Genomic DNA, 17,736 nt, shown 5'->3' with positions numbered 1-17,736 from the left:
GCATTATATGATGCGATATCGTATCATATTCAAGCCTCATCTGCCGCATTGCGCGCCCCAGCCCTCCATTGGTAGGAAGATTTGACCAATTCACGGTCGCCTTGGGGGAGGAAACGCAAAATGCCCGTCATCACCGAGATCGAAGACCTCAAGCGCATCTACAAACGCCGCGTCCCCAAGATGTTCTACGATTACGCGGAAACGGGCAGCTGGACGGAACAGACCTTCCGCGAGAATTCCTCGGACTTCGACGAGATCCGGTTACGCCAGCGCATCGCCGTCGACATGGCAGGCCGCACCACCGCTGCCAAGATGGTCGGACAGGACTACGCCATGCCCGTGGCGCTGGCCCCCGTCGGGCTTTGCGGGATGCAGGCCGCCGATGGCGAGATCAAGGCGGCCCGCGCCGCAGAGAAGTTTGGCGTGCCCTTTACCCTGTCCACCATGTCGATCTGTTCGATCGAGGATGTGGCCAGCCACACCACCAAACCCTTCTGGTTTCAGGTCTACACTCTGAAAGACGATGACTTCATGAAGCGCCTCTTCGCCCGCGCCAAGGATGCGAACTGCTCGGCCCTCGTCATCACCGTCGACCTGCAGATCATGGGCCAGCGCCACAAGGACCTCAAAAACGGCCTGTCCGCGCCGCCCAAGCTGACGCCCGCCTCGATCCTGAACCTTGCGACCAAGGTGCCATGGGGTCTTGAGATGCTGCAGACCAAGCGGCGCTTTTTCGGCAATATCGTGGGCCATGCCAAGGGTGTGACCGACCCCACATCGCTGGGCAGCTGGACGGCCGAGGCGTTCGATCCCTCGCTGGATTGGGAACGGATCAAGCAGTTCCGCAGCTGGTGGGATGGCCCGGTGATCCTCAAGGGCATCCTCGACCCCGAAGATGCGAAACGCGCGCTCGATGTGGGGGCAGACGCCATCGTCGTGTCCAACCACGGCGGGCGGCAACTGGATGGCGCGCTGTCGTCGATCCGCATGCTGCCGCAGATCATGGACGCCGTGGGCGACAAGATCGAGGTGCATCTCGATAGCGGCATCCGCTCGGGACAGGATGTGCTCAAGGCGCTGGCCATTGGCGCCCGCGGCACGATGATCGGGCGCGCCTTTGTCTACGGACTTGGCGCCATGGGCGAGGCGGGCGTGACCCGCGCGCTTCAGGTGATCCACAAGGAGTTGGATACCACCATGGCGCTGTGCGGCGAACGCGATGTGGCCAAGCTCGGGCGGCACAACCTGCTGTTGCCCGAAAACTTCGCCACCCGCTGGAGCTGAACCAAGCCACACGGCACAAACCCTGCGCATTTTAACCAAATGCGTCGCAATGACTGTTTCCCCGCCGCGCGGTTGCCCGCATCGGTCGGCGTCGATATCTGCGCCCAGACGGAAATCGACGGTGCAAAACGCCCCCCGCGGGAGAAGCCCGGGTCACCGACCGAGGAAACAGGTATGAGTTACGATCAGACGACCGAGGCCTTGTTCGAGCGGGTTCTCGATGCACTGACCCGCGCCGAGGGCAGCGACCTGACCCTGATGGACAATCTCGCCGACATTGGCCGCGACACGCGCGCGCTGGCGATGATCCGCGCGCTTCTGGCAGCCGATGCAAGCATGGCCGCGACCTTCTCGGATGCGGGGCGCGACCGCGATCTGGCGCGCGCCACGGCCATGGCCCTCACCGGCAGCGCCGACCGGATCGAGGCCGAGACACCGGCCTGCGCCCCGGTCAGGATGGTGGACGTTCTGGCCCTGCGCGCGCCCGACTGACTGCTCTGCCGGGCGGGCGGTTTGCCTCTCGCCCTTCGGACACGCCCGGGCTAGGGTCGCGCCCATGTCGACCCCCGCCATTGCCTATTCCGACGATCAGGCCCAAGCCCATGACCGCATCGCCGAGGCGCTGCGCGAGATGGGCGTGGATATCGAGAACGAGACCTTGACGCCCATGGCCGAGGGAAAGGGTCGCGTCATGGCCGTGGTCGGCAAGGCAGGCTCGGGCAAGACCCTGCTGCTGGCAGAGATCGTGCGCGCCCTACAAGCGGCTGGTGTCGACATCGTCTCGGGCGACTGGGAAGGTCGCCGCCGCAAGGATCGCCGCACCGTCGCCGTGCTGGCACCGACCAACAAGGCCGCAAGCGTGTTGCGCACGCGCGGCGTGCCCGCGACCACGATCCACCGCATCCTCTACACGCCCGTCTACGACCCGCAATACGAGAAGGTGGCCGAATGGCTGGCCGGTCAGGGCGAGCGGCCCGTGATCGAGGCGCTGACCGACGCCGCCCTTGACCGCGCGAAAGAGGTCTACGAGGCGACGAAATCCGTGCCCGCGGCGCTGGCGTCGGCGGGCCTGCGGGGGTCGGATTTCATCACCGGCTGGAAACGCCGCGACGACCCGCTGGACATCGGGCTCATAGACGAGTCTTCCATGCTCGACGACCGCCAGTTCGACGACCTGACCGAGATATTTCCCACCCTGATCCTGTTCGGCGACCCCGCGCAGCTTGCCCCGGTCAACCAGTCCGGCCAGATGGTGTTCGAGAAAATCACCGGCCGCGACCGGCTCGACCTGTCGCGCATCCACCGGCAGGACGCGGACAACCCGATCCTCGATCTGGCCCATGCGCTGGGCGACCCCGATCTGACCTTCGAGCGGTTCGAGCGGATGATCGAGGAGGCTGCCCGCCGCGACCCACGCGTGGAAATCGCGGCCCGTGCCGACAGCGACCTGATGGCGCGCAGCCCCGTGCTGGTCTGGCGCAACGCCACCCGCATCCGCCTGATCACCGCCTTTCGTGGCGCCCATGGCGCGCCCGTCGATGCGCTGATCCCCGGCGAACCGCTGATCTGCGACGGGATCGAGCTGCCACTCAAGCATCGCAAGAAGCGGATCGACCTCGAGGCGCGGGGGCTGATCAAGGGCGCGCCCGTGATCTACCTTGGCCCCGGCCAGCGACCCGGCTTTTCCAAGCTGCATGTCATCGGGGCAGAAGCCCCCCGCTTTTCCGCCGCCTCCATTGTCAAGATCGAGAAGCCCGACGAAGAAGAACCCTTCATCCCCTATGCGGCCCGCATGGGCGCGGCCTTTTTGCATGGTGCGGCGGTGACAATCCACAAGGCGCAAGGCTCGCAATGGCCTGCCGTTCAGGTCTTTGCCCCCGACCTCTACGCCGCCTCGCGCGCGGGCCGGATGGAAGCGGGGCAGGCGCTGTGGAAACGGCTGGCCTATGTCGCCATCACCCGGGCCGAGGAAAAACTGATCTGGGTGACGCGCTACGCCCTCTCGCGGCCTGCACGCCCCTTGGGTATCGCCGACCTGCCCGACCCCGCCACACTGCTCGCCCTTGAGCCGGAGGAGACGCCTTGAGAACCATGATCGTGACCGGCGCAAGCTCCGGCATTGGCCTCGCCGTGTCTGAGACCATGCTCGATGCGGGCTGGACCGTCGGCCTCGTCGCACGCCGCGCCGAAAGGCTCGAGGCGCTGGCCGAAAGCTATGGCGAAACGGCCATGCCCCTGCCCCTCGACGTGACCGACGCGGACGCCGTCGACACCGCCTTCCGCCACTTCACTGAGACGACCGGCCGCCTTGATTGTCTCTTCAACAACGCGGGCGTATTCACCCCAACGGCGCCCTTCGACGAAATCACGCTCGACGACTGGCGCCGCGCCGTCGACGTCAACCTGACGGGCATGTTCCTGTGCGCCCGCACCGCCTTCGGCCTGATGCGCCGTCAGACCCCGCAGGGCGGGCGTATCATCATGAACGGCTCGATCTCCGCCCATGTCCCCCGCGCGGGGGCCGCCCCCTACACGGCGACGAAACACGCTGTCACCGGCCTGACCAAGCAGATTGCCCTCGATGGCCGCCCCTATGACATTGCGGGCAGCCAGATCGACATCGGCAATGCCGACACCGAGCTTTTGCGCGACGCGGCCCATCAGGCCATGACCCGCGGCGAGGCTCCGCCGCATGTCATGGACGTGGCCGATGTCGCGCGCGCGGTGCGGCTGATGGCCGAACTGCCGCTATCGGCCAACATCTTGTTCCAGACCATCATGGCAACGAAAATGCCCTATGTCGGGCGCGGCTAACCCCGCTTCTCTGTTTCGGAAATATCCCGGGGGAGGCGCGGCACGCGCCGGGGGCAGAGCCCCCCATCCGACCTAACCGCACTCACCCACGGACGTATCGGAACGCCGCCGAGGCCAGCCAGCCAGCCCCAATGGCGATGATGAGCGACAAGATCCCGTAGACCAGCGGCCGGTCATGGGCGAGCGAGTAGATCAAGCGCTCAAGCCCCACCTTGCGCACCGGCAGCGCCTGCTCGAAGATGTCCACCACCTCGCCACCGCGGGTCAAGAAGATACGGGCGACGTAATCGCCTTCGGTCAGGTTGGCGGGCAGTCGCACCGAAGTGTCGAACAGAACCTCCTCGCGGAACCTGACAGCGCCCTCGTTCAACTGATAGGCCTCGTCGGCCAGATGAATGCGGATCAAGGCCTCGGTGAAGCTGTCTTGATCCAGCAGCCCAGTGCCGATCGCCCGGATCGCCATAGGGATCGAGATGCGGTGGCGCAGATCTTCGGTATGGGTCAGCGCGTCGAACAGGGGCACGGTGGTCTGCACAGCGTAGAAAGTCGGGGCCGCGTCGATCTCGGAGGCGTCGGTGTTCACCCAGATGCCGAAACGACGGTCCTTGCGGCGCACGGTCGCCGGTCGGTTCGGACCTTGCACAGTGATCACGACCTGCATCGGCAAGGTGCCGGGTGCGGGTGCCTCGCGGCGCACGGCACCATAGATCAAGATCTCCGAGCCATCGAAATTCGTAGTGATGGAAATCGCTTCCTGGCTGAGGCCCGCCACCACAGTCTCGGCCCGCGCCGCAGCGGCTCCCACAATCAGGAACAGGAGCAGGGCAACAAGCCGTGCGGCCATCACACACCCCTCCGATCGGCCAGAGAATAGATCTCGGACGGCATCAATAGCAGATCCAGCGCCAGCTTGCCGCAGACCGCCAGCACGAGGACAGCCAGCAAGATGCGCAATTGCTCGGCCTTCATCTTGAGGCCGATCTGCGTCCCGATCTGCGCCCCGACCACGCCCCCCAGCAGCAGCAGGACCGCAAGGACCATATCCACGCTGTAGGTGGTGATCGCATGCATCAGCGTGGCAAAACCGGTGACAAAGATGATCTGGAACAGCGACGTGCCGATGACGACCTTGGTGGGCATGCCCAGCAGGTAGATCATCGCGGGGACCATGATGAAACCGCCCCCCACCCCCATGATCGCGGCAAGGACGCCCACGAAAAGCCCCACCAGAACCGGCGGGATGACCGAGATGTAAAGACCCGAGGTGCGGAACCGCATCTTGAAGGGCAGCGCGTGGATCCATGTGCGATGCTTGCGCGGGGGCATCGGCCCCCCTGCCCGCACCCGCCACAGCGCGCGCAGGCTTTCGAACAGCATCATTGCGCCGATGGTGCCCAGAAACACCACGTAGCACAGCTGCACCAGCAGATCGACCTGACCCAGCCGCGTCAGCGCGGCAAAGACCTGCACGCCCGCCGCCGCCCCGATCACGCCGCCCACCAGCAGCACGACCCCCATCTTTATGTCGACGGTCTTTCGCTTGAGATGGGCGAGCAGCGCCGAAAACGATGACGCGACGATCTGGTTGGTCGAGGTGGCCACTGCCACGGCAGGCGGGATTCCGACGAAAAACAAAAGTGGCGTGATCAGGAAACCGCCGCCGACCCCGAACATGCCCGACAACACACCAACCAGCCCGCCAAGGCCAAGGATCAGGAACGCGTTCACGCTCACCTCGGCAATGGGCAGGTAGATTTGCATGGGAGCCGCGCCGTTTCCTTGCGTCCGAACCCAGCTTTAGCGCGCCCCGCGCCTCAAGGCCAGCAGGCAGACGGCCCGCCCCGCATATCCATCAGGACCAGCGGGGCGGACAGGGTCGCTCAGATCACCACGACGTCGAGCGGCGGAAAGCCGTTGAAGCCGACCGAGGAATAGGAGGAGGTATAGGCCCCGCAGTTGCGGATCATCACCTTGTCACCCGATTTCAGCGAGACCGGCAGCGACACCGGGCGCTTTTCGTACAGCACATCCGCGCTGTCGCAGGACGGACCGGCCAGAATGCATGGCCCGGTCGCCTCGCCATCATGGGGCGTCACGAACTGGTAGCGGATCGCCTCGTCGATGGTTTCGGCCAGACCCGAGAACTTGCCGATGTCGAGGTAGACCCAGCGGTGCAGGTCATCCTCGGATTTCTTGGCGACCAGCAGCACTTCGGCGGCGATCATGCCGGCCTCGGCGACCAGACCGCGGCCCGGCTCCGCCATGATGCGGATGCCTGTGGGGAAGCGGGCTGTCACCTGCTCCATCACACGGGCGGCATAGACGGTCGGATGCGGGATCGCGTCGCCGTAGAAGGCCGGGAAGCCGCCGCCGATGTTCAGAAGGTCCAGATCAAAGCCCGCGTCCACGGCCGCCTGCCACACGGCCGCAACCTGATCGAGCGTATCGGCCCACATTGCCGGGTCGCGGGTCTGGCTGCCGACGTGGAAGCTCAGGCCGGCGGGACGCAGGCCCAGATCGCGCGCCTGCGCCATCAAGAGCAGCGCGGTGTCGCGGGTGGTGCCGAACTTGCGCGTGAGCGGCCAGTCCGCGCCGGAGGCTTCGACCAGCAGGCGGATATAGACCTCGGCGCCCGGCGCATGCTCGGCGATCTTGGCGATCTCTTCCGCGGCGTCGGCGGCGTAAAGCGTGATGCCCGCACGATGCGCAAAGGCGATGTCGGCGGCGCGCTTGACCGTGTTGCCAAAGGAAATCGCCTCGGGGTGCGCGCCATGCGACAGGCACAGCTCGATCTCGCCACGCGACGCGGCATCGAAATGCGAGCCCAGATCGACCAGACGGTCGATGATGGCGTCAGCCGGGTTAGCCTTGACGGCGTAATGGATCGTCGCGTCGCCCAGACCGGCGTTCAGGGCATGGAACTGCGCCTCGACGCTGTCGATGTCGATCACCAGCGTCGGGCGATCAAACTCGTGCGCGGCGATGAAATCCGCGATACGGGAGGAAGCAATAGGAAAGGAGGCCGAGAAATCGGCAATCGTAGCGTTCATGGTCATCTCCGACAGACCGGGGGCCGTGGCCCCGCGAAATTCCAAGGGAGACGTTACCGTCGCTACGTAACTGCGATGGTTAGGCCGGTGACCGGATTACCACCCGTGACAGAGGCGCGTGCGTTGGCGTCTTGCGGCGGCGTATGAGGCCGTTTGCATATTCGCGCAAGTGATTATTTTTGGGACGCAGCGGTTTTTTTCCTGGCGTGGTCGCTTGGGTCTTTCTGGTCGCGCCACGCGGCTGTCCCTGCGTCACCGCGGTGTTGCGCCGTCTTGCCCGGTGGCTCTCGCAGGGGTCTGACCCGCCGGCGCGAACCACGGCTTGCGGGCACCCTCGGGGCCGTACCAATCCTCGTTGCGGGTCATGAACATGGTCAGCGCCAGCGCGAGGAAGGCGAGTGTCGATCCCGCCAGCAGCGCATAATCGGCCGAGCGCAGGATCAGGTAGAGAACTCCGTAGGTCACCGCCAGCATGATCCCAAGCACGAGGCTGCGGCGACCAAGTTTCAGGCCCACCCACCCGAAGAGTGTCAGCAAGATCGTGGTCGCAGCCGCCGAAAGGCCATAGGCGGGCCCGAACCCGATCTGTTCGGCATAGGATACCATCAGCAGAACAAAGATCGACTGCGCCAGCCCGATCAGGATGTATTGCACCGGATGGGTCGGTTTCGCCGTGCGGTTCTCGATCAAGAGCACGGTCAGGAAGGTCAGCGCGATGAACAAGATGCCGTAGCGCGCGGCGCGGAAGGCCTGGGAATAGAAATCATTGGGCTGGAAGAAGCGCACCCCGAACCCCGATTGCTGCCGCGCCGTGCCGTCGTAATCCTCGCGCGCGGCCTGCGGCAGAGGGCGGGCGAGATGCGGGATGGTCCAGGTGGCGCTGAACCCCTCCTCGCTGATCTCGGAATGGTCGGGCAGGAAGGCGCCAAAGAAACTGGGATGCGGCCAATCACTTGTCATGGTGACGCGGGTGGCCCGTCCCATCGGCGTGGCCGCAAGGTCGCTGGCGCCGTTGAACCCCAGCGTCAGGGCGTAATCGCGCGCCTCTCGCGGGTCGCCCAGCACCGCGGTTACGCCCGCGATGCCATCGGCACGCGGCTCCAGTGCCAGATCGCGCCCATCGACCGTCAGCGTGGTCTCGCCCCGCAACGCCCGGTTTTCTGACACCGTGACACGCAGATAGGCCTGATCCCACAGCAGGCGCTCTCCCTCGGTCAAAAGACCCTCGGCGCCGGCCGTGTCGAAATCGAACGCGGCGCGGGCCCCGGCCGAATAGACGGTGACATCAAAGATGCCGCGGCTGCGGGTGTCGGTTGTGGTGGCGAGGTCCAGATCGAAGCGTTCCGGCAACAGATGCACCGGCGGGCGCGGCCGGATCTCGGTGCGGGTACGCGGCTCTTGCCGGGTCAGGCCGGTGGCCGGATCGGTGAGCTGTGCCATGTCCGTGATCGTCACCGGCCCTTCCACCGGCACGATCAGGACAGGGCCCGACAACAGCTGGCTGCCGCCCCATTCCTGACCCACCTCGCGCATGGTCTGCCGGCTGAAGCTGCCCCGGTCGTCGATCACCGCCGACACGAAGAACAGCGGGATGAACATCAGCAGGGCGAGAAGCCCGACGATCAGAAAGCGACTACCCGCAGCACGCATGAAACTCGTCCAATCCCCAGAAGACAGCCCATCGCTATTGTCGGCAGATGGAGTTTGCAAGTCGGGGAATCCTCCGTCCGGAGCATCACAGGCTGGCAAGTCTCAGGGCGCGCTTGCAGTCTTTTGGGGCGCGACCATCGTGCGCATACGCCGCGACACCGCAAGCCGCACAGGTGTAGCGCCGCGACGCCAGACGCGTCGTGCCACCGCCACCATCCCGACGCCACCGACAGTCACGCCGCCGAACGGCAAGGTGCCCGGGTCGGGCCGCACCGCGCCAAACGAGCAAGCCGTAAACCCCAAGGCCACACAAGACGGCGGCCACCAAGGCGGCTGCAACCGGGTCAGGTCCATTGGCCATCATCATCACGCGCGACGTCCGTGCCAGATATACGTGAATGACCATTCTGCGCAGAACCCGGGCCGGATCATGACCATGGCCCGGCGGTTGTTGGGCGTCGCGGCTGTCTCGGGCAGGTCTTGGGATCTGCACAGGTTGGGTGCGGTTCTGTCCAATTCCAAACAAGGCGTCCCGACGCATATGCTCAAGCGAAGGAGATCATAGCCATGCGAAAGACCTACACCGCGCCTTCGGGAACAGGCATCGGACATGTCCATCTGAAGGTATCCGATCTTGACCGGTCCATCGCCTTCTACCGAGATATCATCGGCCTTGAGGTCACGCAGCGCTTCGGCGCGCAGGCGGCCTTTCTGTCGGCCGGGGGCTATCACCACCACCTCGGGCTCAACACATGGGAAAGTCTTGGCGGCCCCCGCCCGGCCCGGAACGCGACCGGCCTCTATCACACCGCCTTTCTCTTTCCTGACCGCCCCGCTCTGGCGCGCGCCGTCGCGCAGGTTCTGGCGGCCGGTGTCGCGCTGGACGGTGCCGCCGACCACGGCGTGTCCGAGGCAGTCTATCTGAGCGACCCTGACGGAAATGGCATCGAGCTTTATGTCGACCGACCGGCCGCCGACTGGCCGCGCAGTGCCGACGGCAGCCTGCGGATGGTCAACGACCGCCTCGATCTGGAGGCGCTGCTGACGCTGGCTTGAGGATATGTGCCAATTCGCACAGAGTTAGCGCCAACATGGCATTTGACTTGAATTAGCGCATAGTTCTATAGTCACGCTCGCGGCCTGTGATCGCGTATCAAAGGAGCGTTTCATGCAGAGCAAACCCACCGAACGGGCCATTGGCCCGATGGATTGCGCGACGTCCGGCCAGCCCCCCCGGCCCGAGGCCCGCATCCGCCCGGATCATGCCACCCTTCGCGGCCGCAGCACCCCGCGCCGGGGCGCGGCCAAGGCGCCCGGCGTCGTTTCGATGGACTACCAGCAGGGCTTCTTCTCTGGACCTTCCAGCTGATCCCGGCCTAGGCTCTCCACCGTCCAGACGGGGGAGAGCGCGATGGCCGTGGGAACCGACATCAAGACCTATGTGAACGGGGTCTGGCATGACGCCGACATGCCGATCATGTCCGCCGCCGATCATGGCGCGTGGCTGGGGACAACGGTCTTCGACGGTGCCCGCTACGTCGATGGCATGGCGCCCGACCTCAAGGCGCATTGCGAGCGCGTCGTGCGTTCGGCCCGCGCGCTGATGCTGCATCCGGGCGTCAGCGGGCAACAGATCTTCGAGATCGCGTGGGACGGGCTGAAACGCTACCCCAAGGATGCCGCGGTCTATGTGCGCCCGATGCTCTGGGGGATCGACGGTGGCGCCTATGGCATCTTGCCCGCCGAGACGGAGGCGGGGTTCTGCGTCTGTCTTGAACGCGTGCCGATGGCCCCGCCCGAGGCCGCCGTGCGTCTGACGCGCACACAGTTTCATCGTCCGGTGCTGACCGACAATGTCTGCAACGCCAAGGCGGGCTGCCTTTACCCCAACAATGCGCGCATGCTGGCCGAGGCCAAGGCCAAGGGCTACGACAACGCGCTGGTGGCCGACGCCTTGGGCAATGTGGCGGAAACCGCGACCGCCAATGTCTTCATGGTCCGCGACGGGGTGGTGTTCACGCCGATCCCCAACGGCACCTTCCTTGACGGGATCACGCGCCAGCGCCACATCGCCAACCTGCGCGCCGACGGGGTCGAGGTGGTGGAGACGGTGCTGTCCTTTGACGATTTCAAGCAGGCAGACGAGGTGTTCTTGTCTGGCAATCTCAACAAGGTGACGCCGGTGGCCGAATTCGACGGGACGCCGTACGAGCACGGCCCCATCACGCGCCGCGTGCGCGCGCTTTACTGGGATTGGGCGGCAGATGCCGTGGCGGCGGCCTGAACGCTCCACCATGGACAGACACGGCGCGGCGCGGCATGGTGCAAGGCCGGAAGGGGTAGCCAGATGCGCAAGTTCCTCGTGGTGCTCGACGATACCCGCGAATGCCTGAACGCCATGCGCTTTGCCGCCATGCGCGCGGCGAATACGCAGGGCGGGGTCGAGATCCTGTCGATCATCCCGCCCGATGAATTCAACCACTGGATCGGCGTGGCCGAGGTGATGCGCGCCGAGGCCCGTGAACGGATCGAGGCGCATTTCAACGTCTTCGCCAAATGGATGCGCGATAGGCAGGGCGTCGACCCCAGCCTCGTGATCCGCGAGGGCGAGCCGGTGACGGAAATCCTCGCCCATATCCGCGAAGCGCCCGAGATCGGCGTTCTGGTGCTGGGGGCGGCGACGGGCAAATCGGGGCCGGGCCCGCTGGTCACGGCCATGGTGCGGCAGGCGGGCACGCTGCCCGTGCCGATCACCATCGTGCCGGTGGAACTGAGCAAGGAACAGCTGGAGCAGATCACCTGAGAAGGGGAGGCGCACATGCCGATGCCCTGGACCTATCGCCATGGTGACGTCGAATGGCGCAGGTTTCTGGCCGATATCCGCGAGGTGATGGGCACACCATCCGACAATGTCGCCTTCACCACCGCCGAAGGGGCATTTCGGGCCTTTCGGGCGCGGTTGACGGTGGAACAGGCGGCGGACTTCGCGCAGGTGCTGCCGGCCATGCCACGGGCGCTGTTCCTTGAGGGATGGCGGCCCGCCCCACCCCTGCCTTGGGCGGATGGCACGACCTATGTGGCGGAGGTCAAGGCGCTGCGCAGGGATCACAACTTTGCCACCGATCTGGGCCTGACAGCGGTGGCGGTCGCACTTCACCGCGCGGTCGGGCCAGATCGGCTGGCCATCGCGCTCGACGCCATCGGCCCCGAGGCCCGCGCGTTCTGGGCGGTGGATGGCTATGGCCCCGAGGCGCTAGCGGCGCATGGGTTCTGAACCGTGGCAAAGTTTAGAATTGTTCCAAATCTTGACACTGCGGTCATGGCGGCGCATATCTGACGAAACCGATAAGGATTGCGCGACATGTTCATCCAGACCGAATCCACCCCGAACCCGGCGACGCTGAAATTCCTGCCCGGCCAGACCGTGCTGGACATGGGCACCGCCGATTTCCCAAGTGCCGAAACGGCGCAGAAATCGCCGCTCGCCGCCCGGATCTTTGCCGTCGAGGGCGTGACCGGCGTGTTCTTCGGCAGCGATTTCGTCACCGTCACCAAGGGCGAGATGATCGCGTGGGAACATGTGAAGCCCGCCATCCTTGGTGCCATCATGGAACATTTCCAGTCCGGCGCGCCGGTGATGGACGCGGACCACACGGGCGCCGGAGGCCATGCCGAACATTCCGGCGAGGACGCGGAAATCGTGGGCCAGATCAAGACGCTGCTCGACACCCGCGTTCGTCCGGCTGTGGCGCAAGATGGCGGCGACATCACCTTTCACGGCTTTGACCGTGGCGTGGTCTACCTGCACATGCAGGGCGCCTGCGCCGGGTGTCCGTCCAGCACGCTGACGCTGAAGATGGGGATCGAGAACCTGCTGCGCCACTACATCCCCGAGGTGCTCGAGGTGCGTCCTGTCAACGTCTGAGCCGCTGATCCTGGCCTTCGACACATCGGCCGCGCATTGCGCGGCCGCTTTGCTGTCAGGCGACCGAGTGCTGGCCGCAGCCCAAGAGGACATGGGCAAGGGTCAAGCAGAACGGCTGATGCCGCTTATAGCCGAGGTTCTGGCGACGGGCGGCGCTGATCTTGCCCAACTCGACGCGATCGGGGTCGGGATCGGGCCGGGCAATTTTACCGGCATCCGCATTTCGGTCTCTGCAGCGCGCGGCTTGGCCTTGGCCCTTGGCATTCCCGCGGTCGGTGTCAGCACGCTGGAGGCGCGCGCCCATAGCCTGCCCCGCCCCGTGACGGTGATCGAGGATGCCCGCCGGGGCGAGGTCTATGTGCAGACCTTCGACGGTGTTCAAGCCGAGGCGCCCGTCCTGCTCCATGCGGGCGAGATGGGGCATGTCGTGCCCACCGCCGCCGTCACGGGCACCGGCGCGGCTGCGACCGCGGCAATCGTTGCGAAGCTGACCGCCCTGCCCGCCGCGATGCCGCTGGCCGAGGCCATTGCCTGCATCGCCGCCACACGGTTTCGCGACCCCGCCCTGCCGCGCCCCGCGCCGCTTTACCTGCGCGCCGCCGATGCCGCGCCCGCGCGGGACGGCGGGCCGGTCATGCTGGCCAGATGACGCCTGCGCGGATGGCCGCCATCCATGCCGCAGCCTTTGGCGGGCGGGGTCAGGTCTGGTCCGAGGCCGAGATCGCCGCGATGTGTGCCCGGCCAGCCATTCACTCCATCGGGGTCGACGACGACGGTTTTGCCCTGCTGCAAATCCTCGCGCCCGAGGCGGAACTGCTGACGCTGGCGGTCGATCCGTTGGCGCAGGGCCGGGGCCTCGGGCGGATCACGCTGGAGGCCGCGATGGCGCGGGCCGCGCGCGCCGGTGCCACGACAATGTTTCTGGAGGTGGCCGAGGACAACGCGGCCGCCTGCGCGCTCTATCGCAGGGCAGGCTTCATGCAGACCGGGCGGCGGCGCGGCTACTACGCGCGCAAAGGCGCCACCCCTGTCGACGCGCTGATCCTGTCGCGTATGCTGAACGCCGAAAATTCCGGCAACGCCAAGGAAAGTTGACCTTGCGGCACCCGCAACGGGCCTGTCGCGAAACAGAATCCGGTTGACCCTGCCGCCTCGCTTTGCCCTTATTCCGGGCGGGGGATCGTTTTCGATCTTTGACCTTGCGGGGACCGCAGCCGACCAAACGCGCCGCGGCCCGATCCAACCGGGAGTTTACCTGATGACCATGATGAAAACGCTGATGGGCGCTGCCGCTGCACTGGCCGTGACTGCCTCCGGCGCATTGGCCGATCCGGCAATCATTTTTGACCTTGGCGGAAAATTCGACCGCTCGTTCAATGAATCCGCCTTCAATGGCGCTCAGCGCTGGGCCGAGGAAACCGGCGGCTCCTACCGGGAAATCGAACTGCAGTCTGACGCGCAGCGTGAACAGTCGATGCGCCGACTTGCCGAAGCGGGCGCCAACCCGGTTGTAATGGCGGGCTTCCTGCAGGAAAGCGCTTTGGCAGTCGTTGCTCCTGACTACCCGGACACCACCTTCGTCATCATAGACGGTGTGGTCGATCAGCCCAACGTTCGATCGGTTGTCTTCGCCGAACATGAGGGGTCGTACCTTGTCGGCATGCTGGCCGCTATGGCGGCCGAGAGCGATACCGTGAGCTTTGTCGGCGGCATGGATATTCCCCTCATCTCGCGCTTTGCCTGCGGCTATGCGCAGGGCGTCGTCGCAGTGAACCCCGATGCAATCGTGATTGCCAACATGACCGGCACCACGGGTGCAGCGTGGAACGATCCGGTGCGCGGTGGCGAGTTGACGCGCGGCCAGATCGGTCAAGGATCGGAGGTTGTCTTCGCAGCCGCCGGCGGTACCGGCCTTGGTGTGCTGCAGGCCGCGGCGGATGAGGGCATCTTGTCGATCGGCGTGGACAGCAACCAAAATTACCTGCACCCCGGTTCGGTCCTGACCTCGATGATCAAGCGCGTCGATGTAGCGGTCTATGACGCCTTCACGACCGGCCCCGAAGTGGAGACCGGTTTGCATGTTTTCGGACTTGCCGAAGAAGGCGTGGGTTACGCGATCGACGAATTCAATGCGGACCTGATCACCGAAGAGATGCAGGCGGCCGTCGATGCCGCGCGCGAGGCTATCATCGCGGGTGAGATCGTGGTCCACAACTTCACCGACGACGGCACCTGCCCCGTGCAGATGCAGTAACCGCAAGACATCGTGACACCGGCGCGGGCCGTGGCGCATCAGACGCCGCGGCCCGTTCCGCATCGGACACCCGAGCCCCGAGGTTGCCATGACCACAGCCGCCCCCGCCATCGAACTCAAAGGCATCTCCAAGGCCTTCGGTCCCGTGCAGGCGAACCGCGACATCTCCATGTCGGTGGCGCGCGGCACGATCCACGGCATCGTGGGCGAGAACGGCGCGGGGAAATCGACGCTGATGTCGATCCTCTACGGCTTCTACAAGGCCGACCGGGGCGAGATCTTCATCAATGGCAAGCCCACCCCTATCCCCGACAGTCAGGCCGCGATCCGCGCGGGCATCGGCATGGTGCATCAGCATTTCAAGCTCGTCGAGAATTTCACCGTGGTCGAAAACGTGATCCTCGGGGCGGAAGATGGCGCGCTTTTGCGCCCCTCGATCGCCAAGGCGCGCAGGCTTCTGACCGAATTGTCGCAAGAATACGGCCTCAAGGTCGATCCGGACGCGGTGGTCGAGGAACTGTCCGTAGGCCACCAGCAGCGCGTCGAGATCCTCAAGCAGCTTTACCGCCACGCCGATATCCTGATCCTCGACGAGCCCACGGGCGTCTTGACCCCCTCCGAGGCGGACCAGTTGTTCCGCATCCTCGAACGGCTGAAGACCGAGGGCAAGACGATCATCTTGATCACCCACAAGCTGCGCGAGATCATGGAGATCACCGACACCGTCAGCGTGATGCGTCGGGGCGAGATGACCAATACGGTCAAGACGTCCCAAACCTCGCCGTCCGAACTGGCCGAGATGATGGTGGGCCGCAAGGTGCTGCTGCAGGTGGACAAGACGCCCGCAAAGCCCGGCGACGTGGTGCTCAGGGTCGAGGATCTGCATGTGCGGCGCGGCGGGGTGGACCGGATCAAGGGCGTGTCGTTCCAGATCCGGCGCGGCGAAATTCTGGGGATCGCGGGCGTCGCGGGGAATGGCCAGACCGAGTTGCTCGAGGTTTTGGGCGGCATGATCGCGGCCACGGGCGGCGCGGTCACCTTGTTCAACGAGCCCATCGATATCACCGGAAAACACTCCAACGCCCAGACCCGGCGCGCACGCGGCATCGGCCATGTGCCCGAGGATCGGCAGGACGAGGGGCTGATCATGGCCTTCGAGGCGTGGGAAAACGTGGCCTTCGGTTATCACAAGGATCCGAAATACAATTCCGGACCGCTGATGAACCATGCAGCGATCAAGGCTGATTGCGCCGACAAGATGGATCGCTATGACGTGCGCCCGCCCAACCCGCGCCTGCCTGCGCGCAATTTCTCGGGCGGGAACCAGCAAAAGATCGTGGTCGCCCGCGAGATGGACCGCGCGCCCGACCTGCTTTTGATCGGTCAGCCCACACGCGGCGTCGATATCGGGGCGATCGAATTCATCCACAAGCAGATCATCGCGCTGCGCGATCAAGGCAAGGCGATCTTGCTGGTGTCGGTCGAACTGGACGAGATCATGGGCCTGTCGGACCGCATCGCGGTGATGTTCGACGGCCGCATCATGGGCGAGCGTCTGCCGTCCGAGACCGACCAGAACGAGCTGGGCCTCTTGATGGCGGGCGTCGTCACCGACAGTACGAGGGGGGCCGCGTAAGATGGACAAGATGCCGAAATGGGCCGATGTCATCTTGATCCCCGTGATCTCGGTGGTGTTGGCGCTGCTGGTCTCGGGCCTTGTGGTGGCGATCATCGGCGAAAGCCCGATCCGCGCGATGCAGGTGATGGTGCGGGGCGCGTTCGGCTCGGCCTATGGCTGGGGCTACACGCTGTATTACGCGACCAATTTCATCTTCACCGGGCTGGCCGTCGCGGTCGCGTTTCACGCGCGACTGTTCAACATCGGCGGCGAGGGGCAGGCGGCCATCGGGGGTCTTGGCGTGGCCATCATCTTGCTCAATGTCGCTTGGCCGCACTGGACCATCGCGCTGGTCGCCGCCATCTGTTTTTCGGCGCTGTTTGGCGCGGCATGGGCGGCCATCCCCGCCTATCTGCAAGCCAAGCGCGGCAGCCACATCGTGATCACCACGATCATGTTCAACTACATCGCCTCGGCGCTGCTGGTCTATGTGCTGGTCAACGTGTTCCGCGTCGAAGGCTCGATGTCGCCCGAAACCGCCCGATTTGCCGAAGCCACGAACCTGCCAACCGCGTCTGATTTCGCGGGGTTCCTTGGCTTTGGCACCTCTGCACCGCTGAATTTCTCGTTCTTCATCGCGCTGCTGGCCTGTGTGGGGGTCTGGCTGCTGATATGGCGCACAAGATTAGGCTACGAAATACGGTCTTTCGGACATTCCGACACCGCTGCCGTCTATGCAGGCATAAACCCGGTCAAGATCACCATGATCACCATGCTGATCTCGGGCGGGCTGGCGGGCATGATGGCCATCAACGTCGTCATGGGCGAGGCGGAGCGGCTGGTGCTCGATTTCGTCGAGGGCGCGGGTTTTGTCGGCATTGCGGTGGCGCTGATGGGCCGCTCGCACCCGGTGGGCGTCGTGTTGGCGGCGCTTTTGTTCGGCGCGCTCTACCAAGGCGGGGCGGAATTGCAGTTCGAGATGCCCGCCATCAGCCGCGAGATGGTCGTGGTGATCCAGGCGCTTGTGATCTTGTTCACTGGGGCGCTCGACAACATGGTGCGCATGCCGATGCAGGCAGTGTTCCTAGGCTTGCGCCGGCGCCGCGAAGCTGCTGCCCCGAGAACGCCGGCGGAGTGAGAT

General features: G+C 65.2%; 19 protein-coding genes. 15 read left to right on the top strand and 4 right to left on the bottom strand.

Annotated elements, in window-relative coordinates:
* Positions 1–120 precede the first annotated feature (120 nt).
* From C7455_RS07345 to C7455_RS07330, 4 genes are all read left to right on the top strand, one after another.
* Positions 121–1,284, top strand: coding sequence for an alpha-hydroxy acid oxidase (locus C7455_RS07345; RefSeq protein WP_109666986.1), 1,164 nt, complete (start codon positions 121–123; stop codon positions 1,282–1,284).
* A 174-nt stretch (positions 1,285–1,458) separates the two neighbouring features.
* Entirely contained in the window at positions 1,459–1,776 is a 318-nt protein-coding gene (locus C7455_RS07340) for a hypothetical protein (protein ID WP_146199949.1), read from the top strand.
* Between the two features lie 64 nt (positions 1,777–1,840).
* Positions 1,841–3,370, top strand: a complete 1,530-nt coding sequence (locus C7455_RS07335) for an AAA family ATPase (RefSeq protein ID WP_109666982.1) — start codon at positions 1,841–1,843, stop codon at positions 3,368–3,370.
* Positions 3,371–3,375: 5 nt separating this feature from the next.
* Positions 3,376–4,098, top strand: coding sequence for an SDR family oxidoreductase (locus C7455_RS07330; RefSeq protein WP_109666981.1), 723 nt, complete (start codon positions 3,376–3,378; stop codon positions 4,096–4,098).
* An 82-nt stretch (positions 4,099–4,180) separates the two neighbouring features.
* Here the strand turns inward: C7455_RS07330 and C7455_RS07325 are convergent, their stop codons facing one another.
* The 4 genes from C7455_RS07325 to creD all read right to left on the bottom strand — a co-directional run bounded on the left by C7455_RS07325 (position 4,181) and on the right by creD (position 8,798).
* A complete protein-coding gene (locus C7455_RS07325) occupies positions 4,181–4,942 on the bottom strand; it encodes a TIGR02186 family protein (RefSeq protein WP_109666979.1) in 762 nt (253 codons plus the stop codon).
* Positions 4,942–5,859 carry a sulfite exporter TauE/SafE family protein gene (locus tag C7455_RS07320; protein WP_109666977.1) on the bottom strand — a complete coding sequence of 306 codons (918 nt, stop codon included), beginning with the start codon at positions 5,857–5,859 and terminating at the stop codon, positions 4,942–4,944. The genes C7455_RS07325 and C7455_RS07320 overlap by 1 nt, the downstream gene beginning before the upstream one ends.
* Positions 5,860–5,978: 119 nt before the next feature.
* On the bottom strand, positions 5,979–7,148 hold the full coding sequence (locus C7455_RS07315) for a type III PLP-dependent enzyme (protein WP_170119040.1): 1,170 nt from the start codon (positions 7,146–7,148) through the stop codon (positions 5,979–5,981).
* A gap of 252 nt (positions 7,149–7,400) precedes the next feature.
* Positions 7,401–8,798: a cell envelope integrity protein CreD gene (gene creD, locus C7455_RS07310; RefSeq protein ID WP_109666973.1), complete on the bottom strand. Its 1,398-nt coding sequence runs from the start codon at positions 8,796–8,798 to the stop codon at positions 7,401–7,403.
* 567 nt (positions 8,799–9,365) lie between these two features.
* Between creD and C7455_RS07305 the strand changes: the two genes are divergently transcribed.
* The 11 genes from C7455_RS07305 to C7455_RS07255 all read left to right on the top strand — a co-directional run bounded on the left by C7455_RS07305 (position 9,366) and on the right by C7455_RS07255 (position 17,733).
* Positions 9,366–9,854 carry a VOC family protein gene (locus tag C7455_RS07305; protein WP_109666971.1) on the top strand — a complete coding sequence of 163 codons (489 nt, stop codon included), beginning with the start codon at positions 9,366–9,368 and terminating at the stop codon, positions 9,852–9,854.
* A gap of 112 nt (positions 9,855–9,966) precedes the next feature.
* Positions 9,967–10,167 carry a hypothetical protein gene (locus C7455_RS07300; protein WP_109666970.1) on the top strand — a complete coding sequence of 67 codons (201 nt, stop codon included), beginning with the start codon at positions 9,967–9,969 and terminating at the stop codon, positions 10,165–10,167.
* Between the two features lie 42 nt (positions 10,168–10,209).
* Positions 10,210–11,082, top strand: coding sequence for a branched-chain amino acid aminotransferase (locus C7455_RS07295; protein WP_109666968.1), 873 nt, complete (start codon positions 10,210–10,212; stop codon positions 11,080–11,082).
* Between the two features lie 63 nt (positions 11,083–11,145).
* Positions 11,146–11,601: a universal stress protein gene (locus tag C7455_RS07290; RefSeq protein ID WP_109666966.1), complete on the top strand. Its 456-nt coding sequence runs from the start codon at positions 11,146–11,148 to the stop codon at positions 11,599–11,601.
* Between the two features lie 15 nt (positions 11,602–11,616).
* Positions 11,617–12,072: a DUF2267 domain-containing protein gene (locus C7455_RS07285; RefSeq protein WP_109666964.1), complete on the top strand. Its 456-nt coding sequence runs from the start codon at positions 11,617–11,619 to the stop codon at positions 12,070–12,072.
* An 87-nt stretch (positions 12,073–12,159) separates the two neighbouring features.
* Positions 12,160–12,723 carry a NifU family protein gene (locus C7455_RS07280; protein ID WP_109667520.1) on the top strand — a complete coding sequence of 188 codons (564 nt, stop codon included), beginning with the start codon at positions 12,160–12,162 and terminating at the stop codon, positions 12,721–12,723.
* Entirely contained in the window at positions 12,710–13,372 is a 663-nt protein-coding gene (gene tsaB, locus C7455_RS07275) for a tRNA (adenosine(37)-N6)-threonylcarbamoyltransferase complex dimerization subunit type 1 TsaB (protein ID WP_109666962.1), read from the top strand. The genes C7455_RS07280 and tsaB overlap by 14 nt, the downstream gene beginning before the upstream one ends.
* Complete coding sequence (locus C7455_RS07270) at positions 13,369–13,818, top strand: GNAT family N-acetyltransferase (protein WP_109666960.1); 450 nt, start codon at positions 13,369–13,371, stop codon at positions 13,816–13,818. Before tsaB ends, C7455_RS07270 begins: the two co-directional genes overlap by 4 nt.
* Before the next feature lie 163 nt (positions 13,819–13,981).
* The gene (locus tag C7455_RS07265) at positions 13,982–14,977 is read left to right on the top strand and encodes a BMP family lipoprotein (RefSeq protein ID WP_109667519.1); all 996 of its coding nucleotides are present in this window, start codon (positions 13,982–13,984) and stop codon (positions 14,975–14,977) included.
* Positions 14,978–15,065: 88 nt separating this feature from the next.
* On the top strand, positions 15,066–16,613 hold the full coding sequence (locus C7455_RS07260) for an ABC transporter ATP-binding protein (protein WP_109666959.1): 1,548 nt from the start codon (positions 15,066–15,068) through the stop codon (positions 16,611–16,613).
* Between the two features lies 1 nt (position 16,614).
* Complete coding sequence (locus C7455_RS07255; protein WP_109666957.1) at positions 16,615–17,733, top strand: ABC transporter permease; 1,119 nt, start codon at positions 16,615–16,617, stop codon at positions 17,731–17,733.
* The last annotated feature ends 3 nt before the right edge of the window (positions 17,734–17,736 follow it).

The organism is Roseicyclus mahoneyensis (genome assembly GCF_003148775.1).
GTDB lineage: Bacteria > Pseudomonadota > Alphaproteobacteria > Rhodobacterales > Rhodobacteraceae > Roseicyclus > Roseicyclus mahoneyensis.
Note: the sequence above shows the minus strand (reverse complement) of the source record. Positions and strands in the feature narration are given on the sequence as shown.